Here is a 19319-nt window from a genome sequence, read left to right as displayed (position 1 = left end):
CAGAGGGCGGCCCTGCGGCGAGATCCTGCCGGAATGACAAGGATATGGCGCGCCTGTGCGGGATGAATGCCGCCGCGCAGGCTTCGCCTTGCGAGCCCGGAACGGGGTTCTTATATCGCCCTCGACGCGGGATTGCGCGCTGGGTTTCAGCCGTTCACGGCCCTTGATCCGGCCCGGGTCCCATACTCACATCACCTCCGTACACCGCCATGGGCCGAGCTGCTTCGGGGCTCGGCGGTCTGCTTGAACGCGACGAAAAGAGGGATCCCGCCATGGGTAAAGTTATCGGCATCGACCTGGGCACCACCAATTCCTGCGTGGCCGTGATGGATGGCACGCAGCCCAAGGTCATCGAGAATTCGGAAGGCGCGCGCACCACGCCGTCGATCGTCGCCTTCACGGATGACGGCGAGCGGCTCGTCGGCCAGCCGGCCAAGCGCCAGGCGGTCACGAACCCCGAGCGCACGTTCTTCGCCATCAAGCGGCTGATCGGCCGCACCTACGACGATCCGCTGACCCAGAAGGACAAGGGCCTCGTCCCCTACAAGATCGCCCGCGGCGACAACGGCGACGCCTGGGTCGAGGCGGACGGCAAGAAGTATTCGCCGTCGCAGATCTCCGCCTTCACGCTGCAGAAGATGAAGGAGACCGCGGAGGCCCATCTCGGCCAGCCGGTGACGCAGGCCGTCATCACCGTCCCCGCCTACTTCAACGACGCCCAGCGCCAGGCCACCAAGGATGCCGGCAAGATCGCGGGCCTTGAGGTTCTGCGCATCATCAACGAGCCGACCGCGGCGGCGCTCGCCTACGGCCTCGACAAGAAGAAGGCCGGCACGATCGCGGTCTACGACCTCGGCGGCGGCACCTTCGACGTGTCGATCCTTGAGATCGGCGACGGCGTGTTCGAGGTGAAGTCCACCAACGGCGACACCTTCCTGGGCGGCGAGGATTTCGACAACCGGATCGTCGAATACCTGACCTCCGAGTTCAAGAAGGAGCAGGGCATCGACCTGACCAAGGACAAGCTCGCCCTCCAGCGCCTCAAGGAGGCGGCCGAGAAGGCCAAGATCGAGCTGTCCTCGGCCACCCAGACCGAGATCAACCTGCCCTACATCACCGCCGACAACACCGGCCCGAAGCACCTCGCGCTGAAGCTCAGCCGGGCGAAGTTCGAGTCGCTGGTCGACGATCTGGTGCAGCGGACGATCGAGCCCTGCCGCAAGGCGCTCAAGGATGCCGGCGTCTCGGCCTCCGAGATCGACGAGGTGGTGCTGGTCGGCGGCATGATCCGCATGCCGAAGATCCAGGAGGTGGTGAAGTCCTTCTTCGGCAAGGAGCCCCACAAGGGCGTCAACCCGGATGAGGTCGTGGCCATCGGCGCCGCCGTGCAGGCCGGCGTCCTCCAGGGCGACGTCAAGGACGTGTTGCTCCTCGACGTGACCCCGCTGTCGCTGGGCATCGAGACGCTGGGCGGCGTGTTCACCCGGCTCATCGACCGCAACACCACGATCCCGACCAAGAAGTCCCAGACCTTCTCGACGGCGGAGGACAATCAGAACGCCGTCACGATCCGGGTCTTCCAGGGCGAGCGCGAGATGGCGGCCGACAACAAGCTGCTAGGCCAGTTCGATCTCGTCGGCATCCCGCCGGCGCCCCGCGGCATGCCGCAGATCGAGGTGACCTTCGACATCGACGCCAACGGCATCGTCAACGTGACGGCCAAGGACAAGGCGACCAACAAGGAGCACCAGATCCGCATCCAGGCCTCGGGCGGCCTGTCGGACGCCGACATCGACCGGATGGTGAAGGACGCCGAGGCGAATGCCGAGGCCGACAAGAAGCGCCGCGAGCTGGTCGAGGTGAAGAACCAGGGCGAGAGCCTGATCCACGCCACCGAGAAGTCGGTGACCGAGTACGGCGACAAGGTCCCGGCCGCCGACAAGGGCGCTATCGAGACCGCGATGACCGCGCTCAAGACCGCCCTCGAGGGCGAGGATGTTGAAGCCATCAAGGCCCGCACCACGGACCTGATGCAGGCCTCGATGAAGCTCGGCGAGGCCATGTACGCCGCCAATCAGGCGGCCGGCCCCGACGCCGGTGCCGAGGCGGCCTCCGAGAAGAAGGACGACGTGATCGACGCCGACTTCCAGGAGGTCGACGAGAAGGACCAGAAGAAGCGCGCCTGAGGCGCGGGTCGGAGACGACCGTGCGGGGCCGGAGCGATCCGGCCCCGCCTTTGCTTGACACGCGCTGTTGCGCAGGCGCCGCAGGACGCGGGATATCGCCCGGATCGGAGCCGCGGGCTGCCGGCCCGTGCTAGAGCGCGAATCGCGACGTGCATCGGTCCGCACATCCTGCGCAAACCCGCGTCCCGAAGCCCCGCCGCGGCGGGCGTCGGCGCGGCGGGGTTCAGGGATCACGGCGCCGTCTGGACGCCTCCTGCGAGGCGGCCGCGCCGCGCCCCGAGACAGGGCGCGGATGGATTGTCCGGAGACGGGTTGGGATGTCGAAGCGGGACTATTACGAGATCCTGGGGGTCACCAAGACCGCCACGGAAAGCGAGATGAAGGTCGCCTTCCGCAAGCTCGCGATGACCTTTCATCCCGACCGCAATCCCGGCGACAAGGACGCCGAGATCAAGTTCAAGGAGATCAACGAGGCCTATCAGTGCCTCTCCGACGGCCAGAAGCGTGCCGCCTACGACCGGTTCGGCCACGCGGCCTTCAGCCAGGGCGGGGGCGGCGGTCCCGGATTCGGCAACGAGTTCGGCGACTTCATGTCGGATATCTTCGACAATTTCTTCGGTGACGGCCGCGGCGGCGGCGGCGGCGGGGCGCGCGGGCGCGGCGGCACACCGGGCCGCGAGCGCGGGGCGGATCTGCGCTACAACCTCGAGATCACCCTGGAGGAGGCCTTCACCGGCAAGGCCGAGACCATCCGGATCCCGACCTCGGTGACCTGTGAGGCCTGTGACGGCTCGGGCGCCAAGCCGGGCTCGAAGCCCCGGACCTGCCCGACCTGCGCGGGCTACGGCCGCGTCCGGGCCGCCCAGGGCTTCTTCGCCATCGAGCGTACCTGTCCAAACTGCCACGGCCGCGGCGAGATCGTCGACGATCCCTGCACGTCCTGCCAGGGCGCGGGCCGCGTCAACCGCGAGCGCACCCTCTCCATCAACGTGCCCGCGGGGGTCGATGACGGCCTGCGCATCCGGCTCGCCGGCGAGGGCGAGAGCGGCCTGCGCGGCGGGCCGGCCGGCGATCTCTACGTCTTCCTGTCGATCAAGCAGCACGAATTCTTCCAGCGCGACGGAGCCGACCTGTTCTGCCGGGTGCCGATCTCGATGGTGACGGCCGCCCTCTCGGGCGAGATCACCGTGCCGGTGATCGACGGCTCGCAGACGCAGGTGCGCATCCCTGCGGGCACGCAGACCGCCAAGCAGTTCCGCATCAAGGGCAAGGGCATGCCGGTGCTCCGCTCGCGGGAGGTCGGCGATCTCTACATCCAGGTCTTCGTCGAGACCCCGCAGAACCTGACCAAGCGCCAGCGCGAGTTGCTCCAGGAGTTCGATCAGTCGGCCTCGCCGGAGAATCATCCCGAATCCGCCGGCTTCTTCTCGAAGGTCCGGGACTTCTTCGGGGGCGCGGTCCGGCCGTGAGCCGGATCCGAATCCTGGGAAGACCCGTTATGCAAGCGGCCGGCGTGGCTTGGGTCCCCTAGGCGACGCGCCGCCTTGACTGTAAGACAACGCCGTTCTTCAGCCTTTCATTCTCATTCGGCATCAAGGAATCCAGGACTTGCCGCCGCTCCGCCGTCCCAACGCGAAGGCTCCTGTCGGCAGGAGCGCGATTTTCGGGCCGCGGCGCGACCCCCTGGAGGACGAGGCCCGGTTCCTGCGTTCGTGGCTCGAGCGGCCCCTCGTCACGGGTGCGGTGACGCCGTCGGGCAAGATGCTCGCGCGCACCATGGCCGCCTATGTCGACCCGCGCCTGGAAGGACCGGTGGTCGAACTCGGCCCCGGCACCGGTCCCGTGACCGAAGCGCTGATCCGGCGCGGCGTTGCGCCGGAGCGCCTGATCCTCGTGGAATTCAATCCTGATTTCTGCCGCCTCCTGACCCACCGCTTCCCCGGTGTGCGGGTCATTCAGGGCGATGCCTACAACATGCGGGCGAGCCTTCAGGACGTGCTGACGCAGCCCGCGGCGGCCACGATCTCGAGCCTGCCGCTGTTCACCAAGCCGTTGGAGCAGCGGCTGGACCTGCTCAACACCGCCCACGACCTGATGCGGCCGGGGGCTCCGTTCGTGCAGTTCACCTACGCGGTCGTGCCGCCGATCCCGGCCCGTTGCGAAGCCGGCAGCTATACCGCCGACCGTTCCAACCGGGTGTGGCTGAACCTGCCCCCGGCCCGGGTCTGGGTCTATCGCCGACCCTGACATGAACACGGCCTGAGCGAACAGGTCACGTTTGCGTCAACTTGAAAGGCGCATACCTGAGACACGGCCGGACGCGCCAACGCGGCCGGCGTGGAACAGGAAAGTGCCGATGTTCACCAAGACTGCACGGACCCGCTTTGCAGCCGCCCTTGCCTTCGGCGGGCTGGCCTTTGCGGCCCCGGCCATGGCCGCTCCGCTGAGCCTCGACGCCGGGCTTCAGGCTGACAGCGGGGACATCCACACCGTCCAGTATGGCTACGGCTACGGTCCCCGTCACGGCGGCTGGGGCCACCATGGCTTCGGTCCGCGCCATCATCATCATGGCGGCTGGGGACGGGGACGCCATTACGGCTGGCGCAACCATGGCTTCGGCCCGCGTCACCACCATCACGGCGGCTGGGGCCATCGCCACGGCTACGGCCGCTGGTAAGCACTGACGGCGTGCGTCTCGCTCAGGCGGGGCGCGCGCCGGCCCTCACGCCGGCCCTCATGCCGCCCTCACCCGTTCGATGACGGGCAGCCGATCCGACGGCGCGTCGCCGATCCGGTAGGCGGCGCGCAAGGCAGCCTCCGCGCGATCCGCCGAGGCCTCATCGGCGGCGTGGACGACCCCCAGCAGGCCACCGGACGCACCGGGGCCGGCGAGATCCGTGAAGCCCACACGCGGATCGATCAAGTCCCCCGGCTGCGTCCGCCCGCCACCGAGCCCGATCACCGCCAGGCCCAAAGCCCGTGTGGCGACCGCCGCAACGGTCCCATCCTGGTGGACCGGCCGCCGCACCGGCGCCGCGGGTAGATAGGTTGCCGGCCTCTCCAGCAGATCACCCGGCCCGCCGAGAGCCTTGACCATGCGGGCGAAGCAATCGGCCGCCCGGCCCGACGCGAGCGCCTGCTCCAGTCGCTCGGCGGCGCTGTCGCGGTCCGGCGCCAGACCGCCGACGACCAGCATCTCGGCTCCCAGTGCCAGCGTGACCGCGTGGAAGCGCGGCTCGCGGCGGGCGCCTATCAGATACGCGATCGCGTAGGCGACCTCGACGGCGTTGCCGGCCGCACTGGCCAGCGGCGCATCCATGTCGGTGATCAGCGCGGCGGTGCGCAGGCCGGCGCCCTCCGCCACCGTGACGATGCTCTCGGCCAGGGCCCGCGCCTCCGGCAGCGTCGCCATGAAGGCCCCGCCCCCCTGCTTGACGTCCATCACCAGCCCGTCGAGCCCGGCGGCGAGCTTCTTCGACAGGATCGAGGCGGTGATCAGGTCGAGGGACTCGACCGTGCCGGTCACGTCGCGGATCGCGTAGAGGCGCCGGTCGGCCGGGGCGAGGTCGGCGGTCTGGCCGATGATCGCGCAGCCGACGTCCCGGACGACCCTGCGGAACGCGTCCAATCCGGGCGTCGCGTCATAGCCCGGTATACTGCCGAGCTTGTCCAGCGTCCCGCCTGTATGGCCGAGGCCGCGCCCCGAGATCATCGGCACGTAGCCGCCGCAGGCCGCGACCATCGGCGCCAGCGGCAGGCTCACCGCGTCGCCGACGCCGCCGGTCGAGTGCTTGTCGAGGACCGGCCCCGGCAGATCCCAGGCGAGGACACGGCCCGACTCGGCCATCGCGCGGGTCAGGGCCACCCGCTCCGGAAGGGAAAGCCCGCGGAAGAACACCGCCATGGCGAAAGCCGCCGCCTGCCCCTCCCCCACCGTGCCGTCGGTGAGGCCACGGACGAAAGCGTCGATCGCCTCCGGGTCGAGGGGAAGGCCGTCGCGCTTGGCCCGGATCGTCTCCTGAGGCAGCCGCACGTTCACGACTCCCGGGCCTGGATCAAGGCCGCGAACAGGCTGCTCGCCCCGAGCCGGAAGGTCTTGGGGCTCACCCAGGCGGGACCCATGAGGCGGTCGGCAAGAGCCAGGTAGGTGGCTGCGTCGGCGATGCTGCGCAGGCCGCCGGAGACCTTGAGGCCGGCGGGCCGGCCGCTCGCCCGGATCTCATCCAGCATCGCCTCGGCAGCCTCCGGCGTCGCCGAGACCGCGCTCTTGCCCGTGGAGGTCTTCAGGAAGTCGGCGCCCGCCTCCAGGGCGATCCGGCTGGCCTCCCGGATCCGATCGGGATCGGCGAGCTCGCCCGTCTCCAGGATCACCTTGAGGATCGCGGATCCGCAGGTGTCGCGCACCGCCTCCACCATGTCGCGGGCGATCGCCGCCTCGCCCCGCAACAGGGCGCGGTAAGGCAGGACGAGGTCGATCTCGTCCGCCCCGTCGCGCAGGGCCTCGGCGGTGTCGTCGGTGGCGCGGGCGCAATCCTCGCCGCCGTCCGGGAAGTTGATCACCGTGGCGATCCGGATGCCGGTGCCCGCGAGCGCCCGCGCCCCCTGCTCGATGAAGCGCGGCCAGACGCAGATCGCCGCGACGCCGCCGCGCTTCGCGTCCCGGCAGAGGGCGTCGATCCTGGGTTCGGTACAGGTCTCGCCGAGATCGGTGAGGTCGAGGAGCGGCAGGGCCCGGCGGGCGACCGCGCCGGCTTCGAACTCAGTCATCGGCGGTCTCTCCATCGGGCAGATGGGCCACGAAGGCCCGGATCAGGCGGCCGAGATCCTCCGCGGTCCGCGCCGCGACCGCCTTCGTCTCCGCGTGGTGCGGCGCGCCCCCGGCGATCCCGGCCGCGAGGTTCGTCACCACCGAGACCGCCGCCACCGGCAGGTCGAGGAATCGGGCGAGGATCACCTCGGGCACCGTGGACATGCCCACGAGGTCGGCCCCCAGGATGCCGGCCATCCGGACCTCCGCGGGCGTCTCGAAGCTCGGGCCGGAGAACCACGCGTAGATCCCCTCCCCGAGGGGCAGGCCGCAGGCCGCCGCCGCCGCGCGCAGCCGCGTCCGCAGATCCGGATCGTAGGCCGCGGTCATCGGCACGAACCGGGCGTCGCTGGCCTCGCCGATCAGCGGGTTCAGGCCGGACAGGTTGATGTGGTCGGCGAGCAGCACGAGGCTGCCCGGCCCCGTCCCAGGCCGCAGCGATCCGGAGGCGTTGGTGAGCAGCAGACGTCGGGCGCCGAGGTGCCGGGCGCAAGCGAGGGGCACCCGCATCACCGCCGGATCACCGCGCTCGTACGCGTGGGCCCGCCCCTCGAAGATCAGGACCGGCCGACCTGCGAGACGACCGCGGTGCAGCCGGCCGCCGTGACCGCTGACGCCCGGCCCCGGAAAACCGGGAATCGCCGCGTAGTCGACGACGATGGCATCCGTCAGGGCGGCGGCGATGCCGCCGAGGCCGGTGCCGGTGACCACCGCGCAGGCGTAGGGTCCTGCGAAACCGGCGTCGCGCAGGGCGTCGCGGGCAGCCGCCTCACTCACCCAGCGTCTCCGGGCCGAAGGATTCCGGCAGCAGCTCCGCCAAGGTGAAGCTGCGGGCGACGCCGCCCGGTCCGGCGGCATGAATCGGCGTGTCCGGTCCGGCGAACTCGCGGATCCGCTGGCGGCAGGCACCGCAGGGCGTCACCAGGCCGACGCCGTCGCCGCAGACCAGGATCGCCGCGATGCGCCGGCCTCCGGCCGCCACCATGGCGGCGATCGCTCCGGCCTCCGCGCAGGTCCCGACCGGGTAGGCGGCGTTCTCCACGTTGCAGCCGGCATGGATGACGCCGCGCTCGTCGCGGAGCGCCGCACCGACCGGGAAGCGGGAATAGGGCGCATGCGCCCGGTCACGCACCGCCCGGGCGGCCTCGAACAGGGCGGCGAGCCCGTCATCGTCCCGTGCTGAATCCGCGGCCTGCATGGCCGATCTTTGGCACCCGCCGGGGCGCCCTGTCGAGGGGGCCTGTCGAAGGGGCCGGGGCGGGGTCAGCGCCCTCCGGCCGGGTACCGCCGGGACGCCGTCAGCGGATCGCCGCGCCGAGGAGGCGCGCCGCCTGCCGGAGATCCGTGTCGTCCCGCGGGCCGCTCAGGGCGTAGGCCGTGTCGCCGGCATTCCACGACACGACGTCGCCGTCATCCGAGCCGGTGAGCGTCGTCGGACCGCCGCGGATGCCGCGGGTGGCGAACAGCGACGCCTCGCCGAACCGACCGGCCTCCAGAGCGACCTCGATCCCGGTGCCGTGCCGGGCGGGGAAGACCTGGATGTCGCGGACGCGCCAGCCATCCGGCAGGGCCGGGAGATCGATACCCGTCGCCGAGCGCAGGCGCGGCCGGTCGTAGACCGGATCGTCGGCTTGGCCGCCCATGCTCTTGCGCAGCTGCGCAACGACCCGGGCCTGGCGCGCATCCGCGATCAGGGCCGGGTCCGGCGTCGCCGCCTGGGTGTCGGGAACGCCGAAGCGGCCGATCTCGTCATGGGCGAGCCAGCCCGCCCCCACGAGCACCGCGATGGCCGCGGCCCGCTTCAGGCGCGAGGCGACCCGGCGCCAGCGCAAATTCCGGTCGAAGCGACGCGCCAGAACGACGTTCCGGTCCGGCCCGGGCCCGGGAACGCGCTCGAAACAGGCCCGCAGGGCGTCGCGATCGTGCATCTCGGCCATCACCCGGGCCGCGGACTCGGGGTTGGCCGCGAGATGGGCCTCGACGTCGAGACGGCGCATCGGGTCGATCTGCCCGTCGACGAAGGCGATGAGATCGTCGTCTGTGATCGGATCGATCATCGTGAAAGTCCTCGAATCCAGCGTGCCCGGAGGCGATCCGCCGGTCGCAATCGTTCAATCGGCACCGGCGCCCGCGGGCGCCGGACCTGTGTCGGCGCGGTCCTCAGCTCTCGCCGACGGCGCGTCGGAGGTGCCAGTTGGACCCGCTTTTCGGCTCGTCGGACACGACGAGCCGGAGGGTTGAGGGTGGCCCGCGACGCGTCTCGGGTGCCCGGGACGGCTCCCCTTCGCCGGAGGCCCGGTCGGCCCGCGTCCCCTCTTCGAAGGCCCGCAGGGCCGCCCGGCCGCGGCCGAGACGGGACATCAATGTGCCGATCGGAATGCCCAGCACAGCGGCCGCATCGGCGTAGGCCATGCCTTCCAGCGTGACGAGATGGAGCGCGGCGCGCTGCTCCTCCGGCAGCTTGAGGAACGCCTGCCGAATCTGGGCGAGGCGCACCTGGCCCTCCTGGGCCGGCGGGGCCATGTCCTCGGTCATCCGCACCAGCGTGTCGGCGTGACGGGCCTCGACCTGCCGGCGGCGCTGCTCGTCGATGAAGGCGTTGTGCAGCACCGTCATCATCCAGGTGCGCAGATTGGTGTTGGGCCGGAGCGTGCCCTGCATCTCCAGCGCCCGCACCAGGGTATCGTGCACGAGATCGTCGGCCCGCAGCGCGTCGCGGGTCAGCGAACGCGCGTAGCGCCGCAGGGGCACCATCAGGTCGAGGAGGTCCGGGCGCGTGTTCTTGTCCGATGCCATGGGATGTGAACGCGAGGCAGCGGCCTTTTAATCCCGCCTGTCGGCCGGGTCTCGGATGTCAGGCCTGATCGAGGGCTGCCGCGATGCCCGAGATCACCCGCGGATCCGTCGGCTCGACCTGCGTGGCGAAGGCCGCCGCCAGGGTGCCGTCCCGGGCGATCAAGTACTTGTGAAAATTCCAGCGCGGCGTCTCGGCCGGGCGCTCGGCCGCTGCCCAGCGGTAGAACGGGTGGGCGCCCGGCATCTTCACCCGGGTCTTGGCGGTGAGCGGAAAGGTGACGCCGTGATTCTTCCGGGCGGCCTCCGCGATGGCCGGCCCGTCCAGCGGCTCCTGATTGCCGAAATCCGGCGAGGGCACGCCCAGGACCGTGAGCCCCCGGTCGCCGAACCGCGTCCAGAGCGTCTGGAGCCCGGAGAGTTGCCCGGCATAGCCGCAGGCCGTGGCGGTGTTGACCACCAGGATCGGCTTTCCCGCATAGGCCGAGAGCGGCATCGGCGCGCCCTCGGGCGTCTCGAAGGCGAAGTCCGTGGCCCGCATGGCCTCGGCGGCGCGGGCAGTGCCGGCAAGGCCGGCACCGATCAGGATGAGAGCCTCGCGGCGCAGCAGCGTCATGGCAGGTCTCCGGCTCGGACGTCCCGCGGCCGCAACGGGCCAGGTCGGACGGGGGATCAGCTCATTGATATGCCTGCTGCAGGTCGACCGTACAGTCTCGGCCGACTGCGTCATAATTCTCTGCGAGCCAGGCTTGCGCGGCGGCGCGGCCCTTGTCGCGCAGGCGCTTGAAGACGGTCCAGCGGGCGTCGAGCTTGGAGGCGGCGTTGTAGTCCTCCAATGCGTCGGTCCCGTCGATGCGGTGCACCAGGACCCGGCGATACTGGCCCTGGCCGAGAACGCCTTCCTCGATCAGCCCGTCAAGGAAGTCGATCGCCCGCAATTCCCGCATCAGGTTGGCGTTGAAGGTGATCTCGTTCAGCCGGTCGCGGATCTCGGCCTCCGTGCGCGGGGTCTCCCGCCGCTCCACGGGGTTGATCTGCACGAGCACGATGTCGCGGGTCTGGGCGCCGCGATGCAGGGGGTAGAGCGGCGGATTGCCGAGATAGCCGCCGTCCCAATAAGGCACGCCGTCGATCTCCACCGCCTGGAAGACGGTGGGCAGGCAGGCCGAAGCCATCAGGTGATCGACGGTCAGCCGCTCACGCTCGAAGACCGCGAGCTTGCCCGTCCAGACATTGGTGGCCGAGACGAACAGGCCCGCCGTGTCGGCCTCGCGCAGGCGGTCGAAATCGACCTGCTTGGCCAGCGCCTTGCGCAGCGGGTTGATGTTGAGCGGGTTCGACACGTAGGGGCTCGGCGCCAGCATCTTGGCCCAGAACTCGGCCACCGGATTGCCCTTCCAAAGACTGAACAGGCCGCTGACGAAGTTGCGCTGGGCCGGGCCCAGGTCGCCGTCGAGGCTGACCTCGCGCCAGAACCGCTCCAGACCCTCGCGGGCTCCGTCCGGGCCGCCCTTGAGCCAGCCATCCACGAGGACGACGGCATTCATCGCGCCCGCGCTCGCCCCCGTGACCGCCTCGAAGCCCAGACGCCCATCTTCGATCAGCGCATCGAGGACGCCCCAGGTGAAGGCGCCGTGCGCACCGCCGCCCTGCAGCGCCAGGGCCACCGGCTTCTCCGCCTTGGGCCCGGCCAGCACGTGGCCCGACCCCTGGGCGGACTGCGCCTCGATCACGTCCGAGACGGGTGACTCGGGGACGGCGGTGGCCGGATTGTGCGGCTCGCCGCCGGATTGCTCGCTCATGTCGGCCTCCTGGTCCGGCCGCTTAGATGGGATGCTGCATTGCAGCATCAACCGTCGGCCACGCCTGCGGTCCGCGGCCCGCGCCCCCGCCGACCCGAGCGAATCAGCAACAGAGGCGGACGAAATCCCGATGGCGCCGAAGGCAAACGCCGCGCGGACGTGCAGCAAACTCGACATCCGCGCCCGGATACGACATGACAGCCGCGATGCTGTCATGCGCGATGCTGTCCTGCGTGGCGCCGGCTTGACGCGGCGCCGGGTCGTCCGCAGCTAACCCGCGACAGCCCCGAAGTTCCGGCGAAGCGTGTCCCGGGACAGACCCGGCAGCCCTCAGGCTCCGGCGTCCCGTGAGGCGCGCCCGCGAAGGTCCACGATGGAAGTCATGGAAGCCACCCGTTCCGAAAGCCCTGCCGCCGACAACCCGCTGGCCGGTGGCGGCCCGGAAATCGCCGGCCCCGCGCCGCGCCACCGCACCGTCGGCGTGACGGTCGGCGAGGGCGAAGGCGCGGTCACGGTCGGCGGCGGCGCGCCGATCGTCGTCCAGTCGATGACCAACACCGACACGGCCGACATCGACGCCACGGTGGCGCAGGTCGCCCAGCTCGCCCGGGTCGGCTCGGAACTGGTGCGCATCACGGTCGACCGGGACGAGGCGGCGGCGGCGGTGCCGAAGATCCGCGAGCGCCTCGACCGGATCGGCGTCCACGTCCCGCTGGTGGGCGACTTCCACTACATCGGCCATAAGCTGCTCGCCGACCACCCGGCCTGCGCCGAGGCGCTCGCCAAGTACCGGATCAATCCCGGGAACGTCGGCTTCAAGGACAAGAAGGACACCCAGTTCTCGGCAATCATCGAGCAGGCGATCAAGCACAACAAGACCGTGCGGATCGGCGCCAACTGGGGCTCGCTCGACGGCGAGCTGCTCACCCACCTGATGGACGAGAACGCCAAGGCGCCGCGGCCGATCGATGCCCGCGCGGTGATGCGCGAGGCGATGGTCCGCTCGGCGATCAGCTCGGCCGACCGCGCCGTGGAACTCGGCCTGCCGCAGAACAAGATCATCCTCTCGGCCAAGGTCTCGGCCGTGCAGGACCTGATCGCCGTCTACCGCGAGGTGGCGCGCCGTTCGGATTACGCGATCCATCTCGGCCTCACCGAGGCCGGCATGGGCTCGAAGGGTCTCGTGGCCGCCTCCGCCGCCATCGGCGTGCTCCTCCAGGAGGGCATCGGCGACACGATCCGCTACTCGCTCACCCCAGAGCCCGGCGGCGACCGGACCGTCGAGGTCAAGGCCAGCCAGGAACTCCTGCAGACGATGGGGTTCCGCACCTTCGTGCCGATGGTGGCGGCCTGCCCGGGCTGCGGTCGCACGACCTCGACCACCTTCCAGGAACTCGCCCGGGACATCCAGAACTGGATCGTTACCTCCATGCCGGAGTGGAAGAAGTCCTATCCGGGCGTCGAGGGGCTGAACGTCGCCGTTATGGGCTGCATCGTGAACGGCCCGGGCGAATCGAAGCACGCCGATATCGGCATCTCGCTGCCCGGCACCGGCGAGACCCCGACCGCGCCGGTCTTCATCGACGGCAAGAAGGCCATGACCCTGCGCGGCCCGACGCTGGCCAAGGATTTCGAGACGATCGTGATCGACTACATCCAGCGCCGATTCGGTCAGCAGGGCGGGACGCGCACCGCCGCCGAGTGAGGCGCGGTGCGGGGGTAAACACCCCCGGCCCGCTCCCGTCGCGGCTCGGTGAAGTCTGTCCTCGCCCGGGAGGACACCTCCCGCCGCACCGGCATTCCGGGGCTCCGCGGGCGGGTCCGGAAACCAGAACCCGCGTCAGTTCAGGCGCTTGATCCGGAGGCGCATCGGGCCGGCGCGCGAGCGTGTCGCGCCTCCGGCGCATCGCATTCGGACCTGAATCGCACCGAGACCCAGCTCCGCGATCTTCGCAGAGGCACACGGTTTCCGGCCGCACGAGGGCATGATAGCAAGGCCACACGATCCCGCGAGCGGTCGGCCCGGTGGCCGGCCCGCACGGTTCGGCGGAGTGTTCGCGTGTTCTGCCCGGCCCCGACTGGCCCCTGAGCCGAACCGCGAAGCGCCGGCCACGCCCGAGCTTCCGACATCCCCATGAGCCACAACTTCGCACCCGGCGTAGCAGCCCAGCCCGCGCCCGCAGCGCCCGACGCCGCGCGGGAGGCCGCCGCGGCGTCTGACGAGACGGCCGGCCAGACGCCCATGCACGGGCCGGCGACCTCCGGCACCCTCGATGCCCCCGAGAAGGCGGAGACGCGCCACGGCCATGCCGGCTTCTGGACGCTCCTCGTCGGCTCCGTCGGCGTCGTCTACGGGGATATCGGCACCAGCCCGCTCTACGCCTTCCGCGAGGCGCTGGTTCCCGCCCGCACCGACGGCATCCTGCTGCCCGAGGAGGTGATCGGCACCGTCTCGCTGATCCTCTGGGCGCTGTTCATGATCGTGACGGTGAAATACGTCGCGATCCTGCTGCGCATGGACAACAACGGCGAGGGCGGCATCCTCTCGCTGATGGCGCTCGCCCGGAAGGCGCTGGGCGGCTCGCGCATCGTGTTCATGCTGGGATTGATGGGCGCCTCGCTGTTCTACGGCGACGCGGTGATCACCCCGGCGATCTCGGTGCTCTCGGCGGTGGAGGGCCTGAAGCTCGTCACCCCCGCCCTCGACGATTACGTGCTGCCGATCACCGTGGTGATCATCGTCGCGCTGTTCCTCGTGCAGAACCGCGGCACCGGCAAGGTCGCGGCCTTCTTCGGGCCGGTGACCATCGTCTGGTTCCTCGCCATGGCGCTGGCGGCACTGCCGCATATCGGCCTGCACCCGGAGGTGTTCCGCGCCATCAATCCCTGGCACGCCGTGAACTACCTGCTCGGCCATGGCACCGGGGCGCTGGTGGCCTTGGGCGCGGTGTTCCTGGCGGTGACCGGGGCCGAGGCGCTGTTTGCCGATCTCGGCCATTTCGGCCGCAAGCCGATCCAGCTGGCCTGGATCGGCCTCGTCTTCCCGGCGCTCGCCCTCAACTATCTCGGGCAGGCGGCCCTGGTACTGGAGAAGCCCGACACCGCCGACCCGTTCTTCCAGCTGGTGCCGGCCTGGGGCCTGCTGCCGATGGTGATCCTCGCCACGATCGCCACCGTGGTGGCGAGCCAGGCGGTGATCACCGGCGCCTTCTCTTTATCCCGGCAGGCGATCCAGCTCGGCCTGCTGCCGCGACTGGAGATCCGCCATACCTCCGAGTCGCATGCCGGGCAGATCTATCTGCCGCAGATCAACGGGCTGCTGATGGTGGGTGTCGTCCTGCTGGCGGTGCTGTTCAAGACCTCCTCGTCGCTGGCCTCGGCCTACGGCATCGCGGTGACCGGCACGATGCTGCTCACCGCCTCGCTGACCTTCCTGGTGATGTGGCGCATGTGGAAATGGTCGCCGGTGGCGGCGGCCGCCGTGATGCTACCCTTCATCGTCCTGGAGTTCCTGTTCCTGCTGTCAAACCTGATCAAGGTGGTGGAAGGGGGCTACGTGCCGCTGCTGCTCGCCGGCGGCCTCATCATCCTGATGTGGACCTGGGTGCGGGGCGTCACGATCCTGTTCAACAAGACCCGCAAGACCGACGTGCCGCTCGTGGAACTGGTCGGCATGCTGGAGAAGAGCCCACCCCACCACGTGCGCGGCACCGCGGTGTTCCTGACGAGCGATCCCGAGATCGCCCCGGCCGCGCTCCTGCACAACCTCAAGCACAACAAGGTGCTGCACGAGAAGAACGTGATCCTCACCGTCGAGACGGTGGACACGCCCCGCTCCAACGAGGCCGACAAGGTGCGGATCGAGCCGGTGGGCCCGCATTTCTACCGGGTCGTGATGAAGTTCGGCTACATGGAGACGCCGAACATCCCGAAGACGCTGGTGCTGCTGCGCCGCCAGGGCTTCAAGTTCGACATCATGGCGACGTCGTTCTTCCTGTCCCGCCGCTCGATCCGGCCGGCGGCGCATTCGGGCATGCCGCTCTGGCAGGACCGGATCTTCATCACCCTCGCCAAGAACGCTAACGACGCCACGGACTTCTTCCAGATCCCCACCGGGCGGGTCGTGGAGGTCGGCACGCAGGTCACGGTGTGAGGACCACGCCGCCATGGTCATCGGCACGCGCATCCTGACGATCCGCGGGCCGGTGGCGGACATTCCTGGCGCGGTCCGGCTCGAGCGCCGGAAGACACGGACGGGCACGGGATCTGCCGCTTCACGATCGGCCGGCCCGAAGAGCCGTGCGAGAATTTCGGGGCCGGCGTCGATGCGCTGCGGGCCGTCCACTTAGCGATGCAGAGGACCGGCATCGACCTCAAGGTCAGCGCGGCCCACGAGACCGGCACCCGGGTGGGGGCAAAGCCCGGGCATGGGCCGGCTCTCCTATTCCGTAGAACGGCCACGCGCGTCCGATCGGCGCGGACAAGGTCTCGAGGAGCGAGGGCCCTGCGCTGCCTGTGCGAGCGGAGCGAAGCCACCCGGCACGCCACGCGCACCGGGTGCGCGCGGTCGTGGATCACGTCGTGCCCCGCGTGAGGCATGCTGCCTGTGATCGCACGCCCTGACGATGTGCGCCGCCGCACGCGGCATGTCCTGAGCGCAACCACTCGCGGATGACCGGCCCCGTCCCTGCGTTGCGCCCGGCCCGAGGCCTGATTTAGAATACTTATTATTCTGAGCTTGAGCGTTAGCCCGGCGGCCCGGCCGCATCGGTGAACGTTAGCTGGCAAATCCGGCCTTGGCCTCCGGCCCGGCTCAGACCCGACTGATCGCCGCTCCGGCGCCGCCAGACAGGACGCAACGATGATCAAACTCACCGTGAACGGGGCTGCGCGCAGCTTCGACGGCGACCCCGACATGCCGCTGCTGTGGTACCTGCGGGACGAACTCGGGCTCACCGGCACGAAGTTCGGCTGCGGCGTCTCGCTCTGCGGGGCCTGCACCATCCATCTCGGCGGGACGGCGACCCGTGCCTGCATCACCCCGGTCTCGGCCGCCGCCGGCCAGGAGGTCGTCACCATCGAGGGGCTGTCGCCGGACGGCAACCACCCGGTGCAGGTGGCGTGGCGCGACCAGAACGTCGCCCAGTGCGGCTTCTGCCAGTGCGGCCAGATCATGCAGGCCGCCGCGCTCCTGAAGGACACGCCGAAGCCGTCCGATCAGGACATCGACGACACGATGAGCGGCAACATCTGCCGCTGCGGCACCTACCCGCGCATCCGCGCCGCGATCCATCAGGCTGCCGGCCAGCCGGCGCCCGCCACCAAGGGAGAGCGCCTGTGATCCACGACGCGAAGATGAGCGCCCAGCTCGCCGCCGGCACCAAGCCGGCCCTCGACAATGTCAGCCGCCGCGGGATCCTCGGTGGCGCCGGCGCTCTCGTTCTGGCCCTCTCGCTGCGTCCGGCGCGAGCCGACGAGACCCAGACCGCCGAGCAGAAGGCCCAAAAATTCGGCGCCGACGGCATGCCGCACGGCTGGCGCGACGATCCGAAGATCTTCGTCGCCATCGCGCCGGACGGCACCGTCACGGTGACCAACCACCGTTCCGACATGGGCCAGGGCATCCGGACCTCGGTGGCCTTCACGGTCGCCGACGAGCTGGAGGCCGACTGGTCGAAGGTGAAGGTGGTCCAGGCCTGGGGTGACGAGACCCGCTTCGGCAACCAGGACACCGACGGCTCGCGCTCGACCCGCCACTTCTTCCAGCACTTCCGCCACGCCGGCGCCGCCGCGCGGCTGATGCTGATCCAGGCCGCGGCCAAGCAATGGGGCGTGCCGGCCTCCGAGGTGACGGCGGTCAACCACACCCTGACCCACGCCAAGTCGGGCCGCACCCTCGGCTACGGGGCCGTGGCCCAGGCCGCCGCCGAGCTGCCGGTGCCCACCGACGTCAAGCTGAAGGACCCCAAGGACTTCCGCTACATCGGCACCGGCAAGGTCGGGCTGATCGACAATTTCGACATCACCACCGGCAAGGCCGTCTACGGCCTCGACACCAAGCTCGACGGGATGCTCTACGCGGTCGTCGCGCGCCCGGCCGTCTATGGCGGCACGGTGAAGTCCTTCGACGACAGCGAGGCCAAGAAGGTCCCGGGCGTCGTGAAGATCTTCAAGATCGACGGCGGCACGATCCCGTCCGAGTTCATGCCGCTCGGCGGCGTCGCGGTAGTCGCCAAGAACACCTGGGCGGCCCTGAAGGCCCGGGACGCCCTCAAGATCACCTGGGACGACGGTCCGAACGCCGGCTACGACACCGACGCGTTCCGCAAGGAGCTGGAGGCCGCGGCCCGCAAGCCCGGCAAGGTCGTGCGCACGCAGGGCGACGTCGACGGCGCCCTCGCCAAGGCCAAGACCAGGGTCGAGGCCGAGTACTTCGTGCCCCACCTCGCCCAGGCGCCGATGGAGCCCCCGGCGGCGGTGGCCCGCGTGAAGGACGGACTCTGCGAGGCCTGGGCCTGCACGCAGGGTCCGCAGGCGGCCAACGACCGCCTGATGAAGGCGCTCAAGCTGCCCGACGACAAGGTCAAGGTGAACGTGACGCTGCTCGGCGGCGGGTTCGGGCGCAAGTCGAAGCCCGACTACGTGGTCGAGGCGGCGCTCTGCTCGCAGGCCGTGGGCGGCGCCCCGGTGAAGCTCGCCTGGACCCGCGAGGACGACCTGCACCACGGCTTCTACCACACGATCTCGGTGGAACATCTGGAGGCCGGCCTCGACGAAAAGGGCATGCCGGTGGCGTGGCTGCACCGCTCGGTGGCGCCGACGATCGGCTCGATCTTCGCGCCCGATCCGAAGCACGAGCTGCCGTTCGAGCTCGGGATGGGGCTGGTCAACACGCCGCTGAACATCCCGAACATGCGGCTGGAGAACCCCGAGGCTGCCGCCCATGTCCGCATCGGCTGGTTCCGCTCGGTGTCGAACATCCCGCACGCCTTCGCGATCCAGTCCTTCGTGTCGGAGCTGGCGCACGCCGCCGGCCGCGAGCCGAAGGAGTACCTGCTCGACCTCATCGGACCCGATCGCAAGATCAGCCCGACCGAGATCGGCGACGTCTGGAACTACGGCGAGGACCCGAAGCGCTACCCGATCGAGACCGGCCGCCTGCGCGGCGTGATCGAGGCGGCCGCCAAGGGCGCGGGCTGGGGGCGGCAGATGCCCAAGGGCACCGGCCTCGGCATCGCCGGCCACTACAGCTTCGTCACCTACACGGCGGTGGCGGCCGAGGTGGAGGTCGACGACAAGGGCCAGGTGAAGGTGAAGGCGATCGACATCGCGGTTGATTGCGGGCCGCAGGTGAACCCGGAGCGCATCCGCTCGCAGATGGAGGGCGCCGTGGTCATGGGGATGGGGCTCGCCCTGACCTCCGAGATCACCTTCAAGCAGGGCCGGGCGGTGCAGAACAACTTCGACGGCTACGAGGTCCTCCGGATCGACGCCGCCCCGAAGGTGGTCCGCGTGCACCTCGTGCCGACCGGCAATTGGGACGGGCCGCTCGGCGGCGTCGGCGAGCCCGGCGTGCCGCCGGTGGCGCCGGCGATCGCCAACGCGATCTTCGCGGCCACGGGCCGCCGGGTCCGGCAATTGCCGATCCGCGATCAGCTGAGCGCCTGAACCGTCACCCGTCGCGAGACGTTGGGGCCGCAGGGGGAACCTGCGGCCCCATTCTTTTGGAAA

At 70.1% G+C, this 19319-nt stretch carries 17 protein-coding genes; 9 read left to right on the top strand and 8 right to left on the bottom strand.

What is annotated here, in order from left to right; translation table 11 throughout:
- Nucleotides 1-272: 272 nt before the first annotated feature.
- The 4 genes from dnaK (at nucleotide 273) to A3862_RS12070 (ending at nucleotide 4863) form a co-directional block, all read left to right on the top strand.
- Nucleotides 273-2186 (top strand): molecular chaperone DnaK, encoded by a 1914-nt coding sequence (gene dnaK, locus A3862_RS12085; RefSeq protein ID WP_043357850.1) that lies wholly within the window; start codon nucleotides 273-275, stop codon nucleotides 2184-2186.
- 317 nt (nucleotides 2187-2503) lie between these two features.
- Nucleotides 2504-3655 carry a molecular chaperone DnaJ gene (dnaJ, locus tag A3862_RS12080; RefSeq protein ID WP_043759182.1) on the top strand — a complete coding sequence of 384 codons (1152 nt, stop codon included), beginning with the start codon at nucleotides 2504-2506 and terminating at the stop codon, nucleotides 3653-3655.
- Nucleotides 3656-3794: 139 nt separating this feature from the next.
- Nucleotides 3795-4433, top strand: coding sequence for a class I SAM-dependent methyltransferase (locus A3862_RS12075; RefSeq protein ID WP_043357854.1), 639 nt, complete (start codon nucleotides 3795-3797; stop codon nucleotides 4431-4433).
- A 109-nt stretch (nucleotides 4434-4542) separates the two neighbouring features.
- A complete protein-coding gene (locus tag A3862_RS12070) occupies nucleotides 4543-4863 on the top strand; it encodes a hypothetical protein (protein ID WP_043357856.1) in 321 nt (106 codons plus the stop codon).
- Nucleotides 4864-4920: 57 nt separating this feature from the next.
- Here the strand turns inward: A3862_RS12070 and deoA are convergent, their stop codons facing one another.
- From deoA to A3862_RS12030, 8 genes are all read right to left on the bottom strand, one after another.
- The gene (gene deoA, locus A3862_RS12065; RefSeq protein WP_043761434.1) at nucleotides 4921-6219 is read right to left on the bottom strand and encodes a thymidine phosphorylase; all 1299 of its coding nucleotides are present in this window, start codon (nucleotides 6217-6219) and stop codon (nucleotides 4921-4923) included.
- A gap of 2 nt (nucleotides 6220-6221) precedes the next feature.
- The gene (gene deoC / locus A3862_RS12060) at nucleotides 6222-6953 is read right to left on the bottom strand and encodes a deoxyribose-phosphate aldolase (protein ID WP_043759183.1); all 732 of its coding nucleotides are present in this window, start codon (nucleotides 6951-6953) and stop codon (nucleotides 6222-6224) included.
- Nucleotides 6946-7770 carry a purine-nucleoside phosphorylase gene (locus A3862_RS12055; protein WP_043759184.1) on the bottom strand — a complete coding sequence of 275 codons (825 nt, stop codon included), beginning with the start codon at nucleotides 7768-7770 and terminating at the stop codon, nucleotides 6946-6948. Before A3862_RS12055 ends, deoC begins: the two co-directional genes overlap by 8 nt.
- Nucleotides 7763-8191: a cytidine deaminase gene (locus tag A3862_RS12050; protein WP_051045123.1), complete on the bottom strand. Its 429-nt coding sequence runs from the start codon at nucleotides 8189-8191 to the stop codon at nucleotides 7763-7765. Before A3862_RS12050 ends, A3862_RS12055 begins: the two co-directional genes overlap by 8 nt.
- A 100-nt stretch (nucleotides 8192-8291) precedes the next feature.
- Complete coding sequence (locus A3862_RS12045; protein ID WP_043759185.1) at nucleotides 8292-9050, bottom strand: anti-sigma factor; 759 nt, start codon at nucleotides 9048-9050, stop codon at nucleotides 8292-8294.
- A 103-nt stretch (nucleotides 9051-9153) separates the two neighbouring features.
- Complete coding sequence (locus A3862_RS12040) at nucleotides 9154-9789, bottom strand: sigma-70 family RNA polymerase sigma factor (protein ID WP_043759186.1); 636 nt, start codon at nucleotides 9787-9789, stop codon at nucleotides 9154-9156.
- A gap of 58 nt (nucleotides 9790-9847) precedes the next feature.
- Nucleotides 9848-10402 (bottom strand): glutathione peroxidase, encoded by a 555-nt coding sequence (locus A3862_RS12035; protein WP_043347523.1) that lies wholly within the window; start codon nucleotides 10400-10402, stop codon nucleotides 9848-9850.
- 61 nt (nucleotides 10403-10463) lie between these two features.
- Complete coding sequence (locus A3862_RS12030) at nucleotides 10464-11588, bottom strand: patatin-like phospholipase family protein (protein WP_043759188.1); 1125 nt, start codon at nucleotides 11586-11588, stop codon at nucleotides 10464-10466.
- A gap of 373 nt (nucleotides 11589-11961) precedes the next feature.
- Here A3862_RS12030 and ispG point away from each other — a divergent pair, with 373 nt between their 5' ends.
- The 5 genes from ispG (at nucleotide 11962) to A3862_RS12010 (ending at nucleotide 19256) form a co-directional block, all read left to right on the top strand.
- Nucleotides 11962-13293, top strand: a complete 1332-nt coding sequence (gene ispG, locus A3862_RS12025) for a flavodoxin-dependent (E)-4-hydroxy-3-methylbut-2-enyl-diphosphate synthase (protein WP_043356351.1) — start codon at nucleotides 11962-11964, stop codon at nucleotides 13291-13293.
- A 429-nt stretch (nucleotides 13294-13722) separates the two neighbouring features.
- On the top strand, nucleotides 13723-15741 hold the full coding sequence (locus tag A3862_RS12020; RefSeq protein WP_043759190.1) for a potassium transporter Kup: 2019 nt from the start codon (nucleotides 13723-13725) through the stop codon (nucleotides 15739-15741).
- Between the two features lie 111 nt (nucleotides 15742-15852).
- Complete coding sequence (locus A3862_RS32605) at nucleotides 15853-16182, top strand: DUF6968 family protein (RefSeq protein WP_442919063.1); 330 nt, start codon at nucleotides 15853-15855, stop codon at nucleotides 16180-16182.
- Nucleotides 16183-16449: 267 nt separating this feature from the next.
- Nucleotides 16450-16929 carry a (2Fe-2S)-binding protein gene (locus A3862_RS12015; protein WP_043385201.1) on the top strand — a complete coding sequence of 160 codons (480 nt, stop codon included), beginning with the start codon at nucleotides 16450-16452 and terminating at the stop codon, nucleotides 16927-16929.
- On the top strand, nucleotides 16926-19256 hold the full coding sequence (locus A3862_RS12010) for a xanthine dehydrogenase family protein molybdopterin-binding subunit (RefSeq protein ID WP_043759195.1): 2331 nt from the start codon (nucleotides 16926-16928) through the stop codon (nucleotides 19254-19256). Before A3862_RS12015 ends, A3862_RS12010 begins: the two co-directional genes overlap by 4 nt.
- Nucleotides 19257-19319: the final 63 nt, after the last annotated feature.

This window comes from Methylobacterium sp. XJLW (genome assembly GCF_003254375.1).
Classification (GTDB): domain Bacteria; phylum Pseudomonadota; class Alphaproteobacteria; order Rhizobiales; family Beijerinckiaceae; genus Methylobacterium; species Methylobacterium fujisawaense.
The sequence above is the reverse complement of the archived record's forward strand: the minus strand, read 5'-3'. Positions and strand labels throughout refer to the sequence as shown.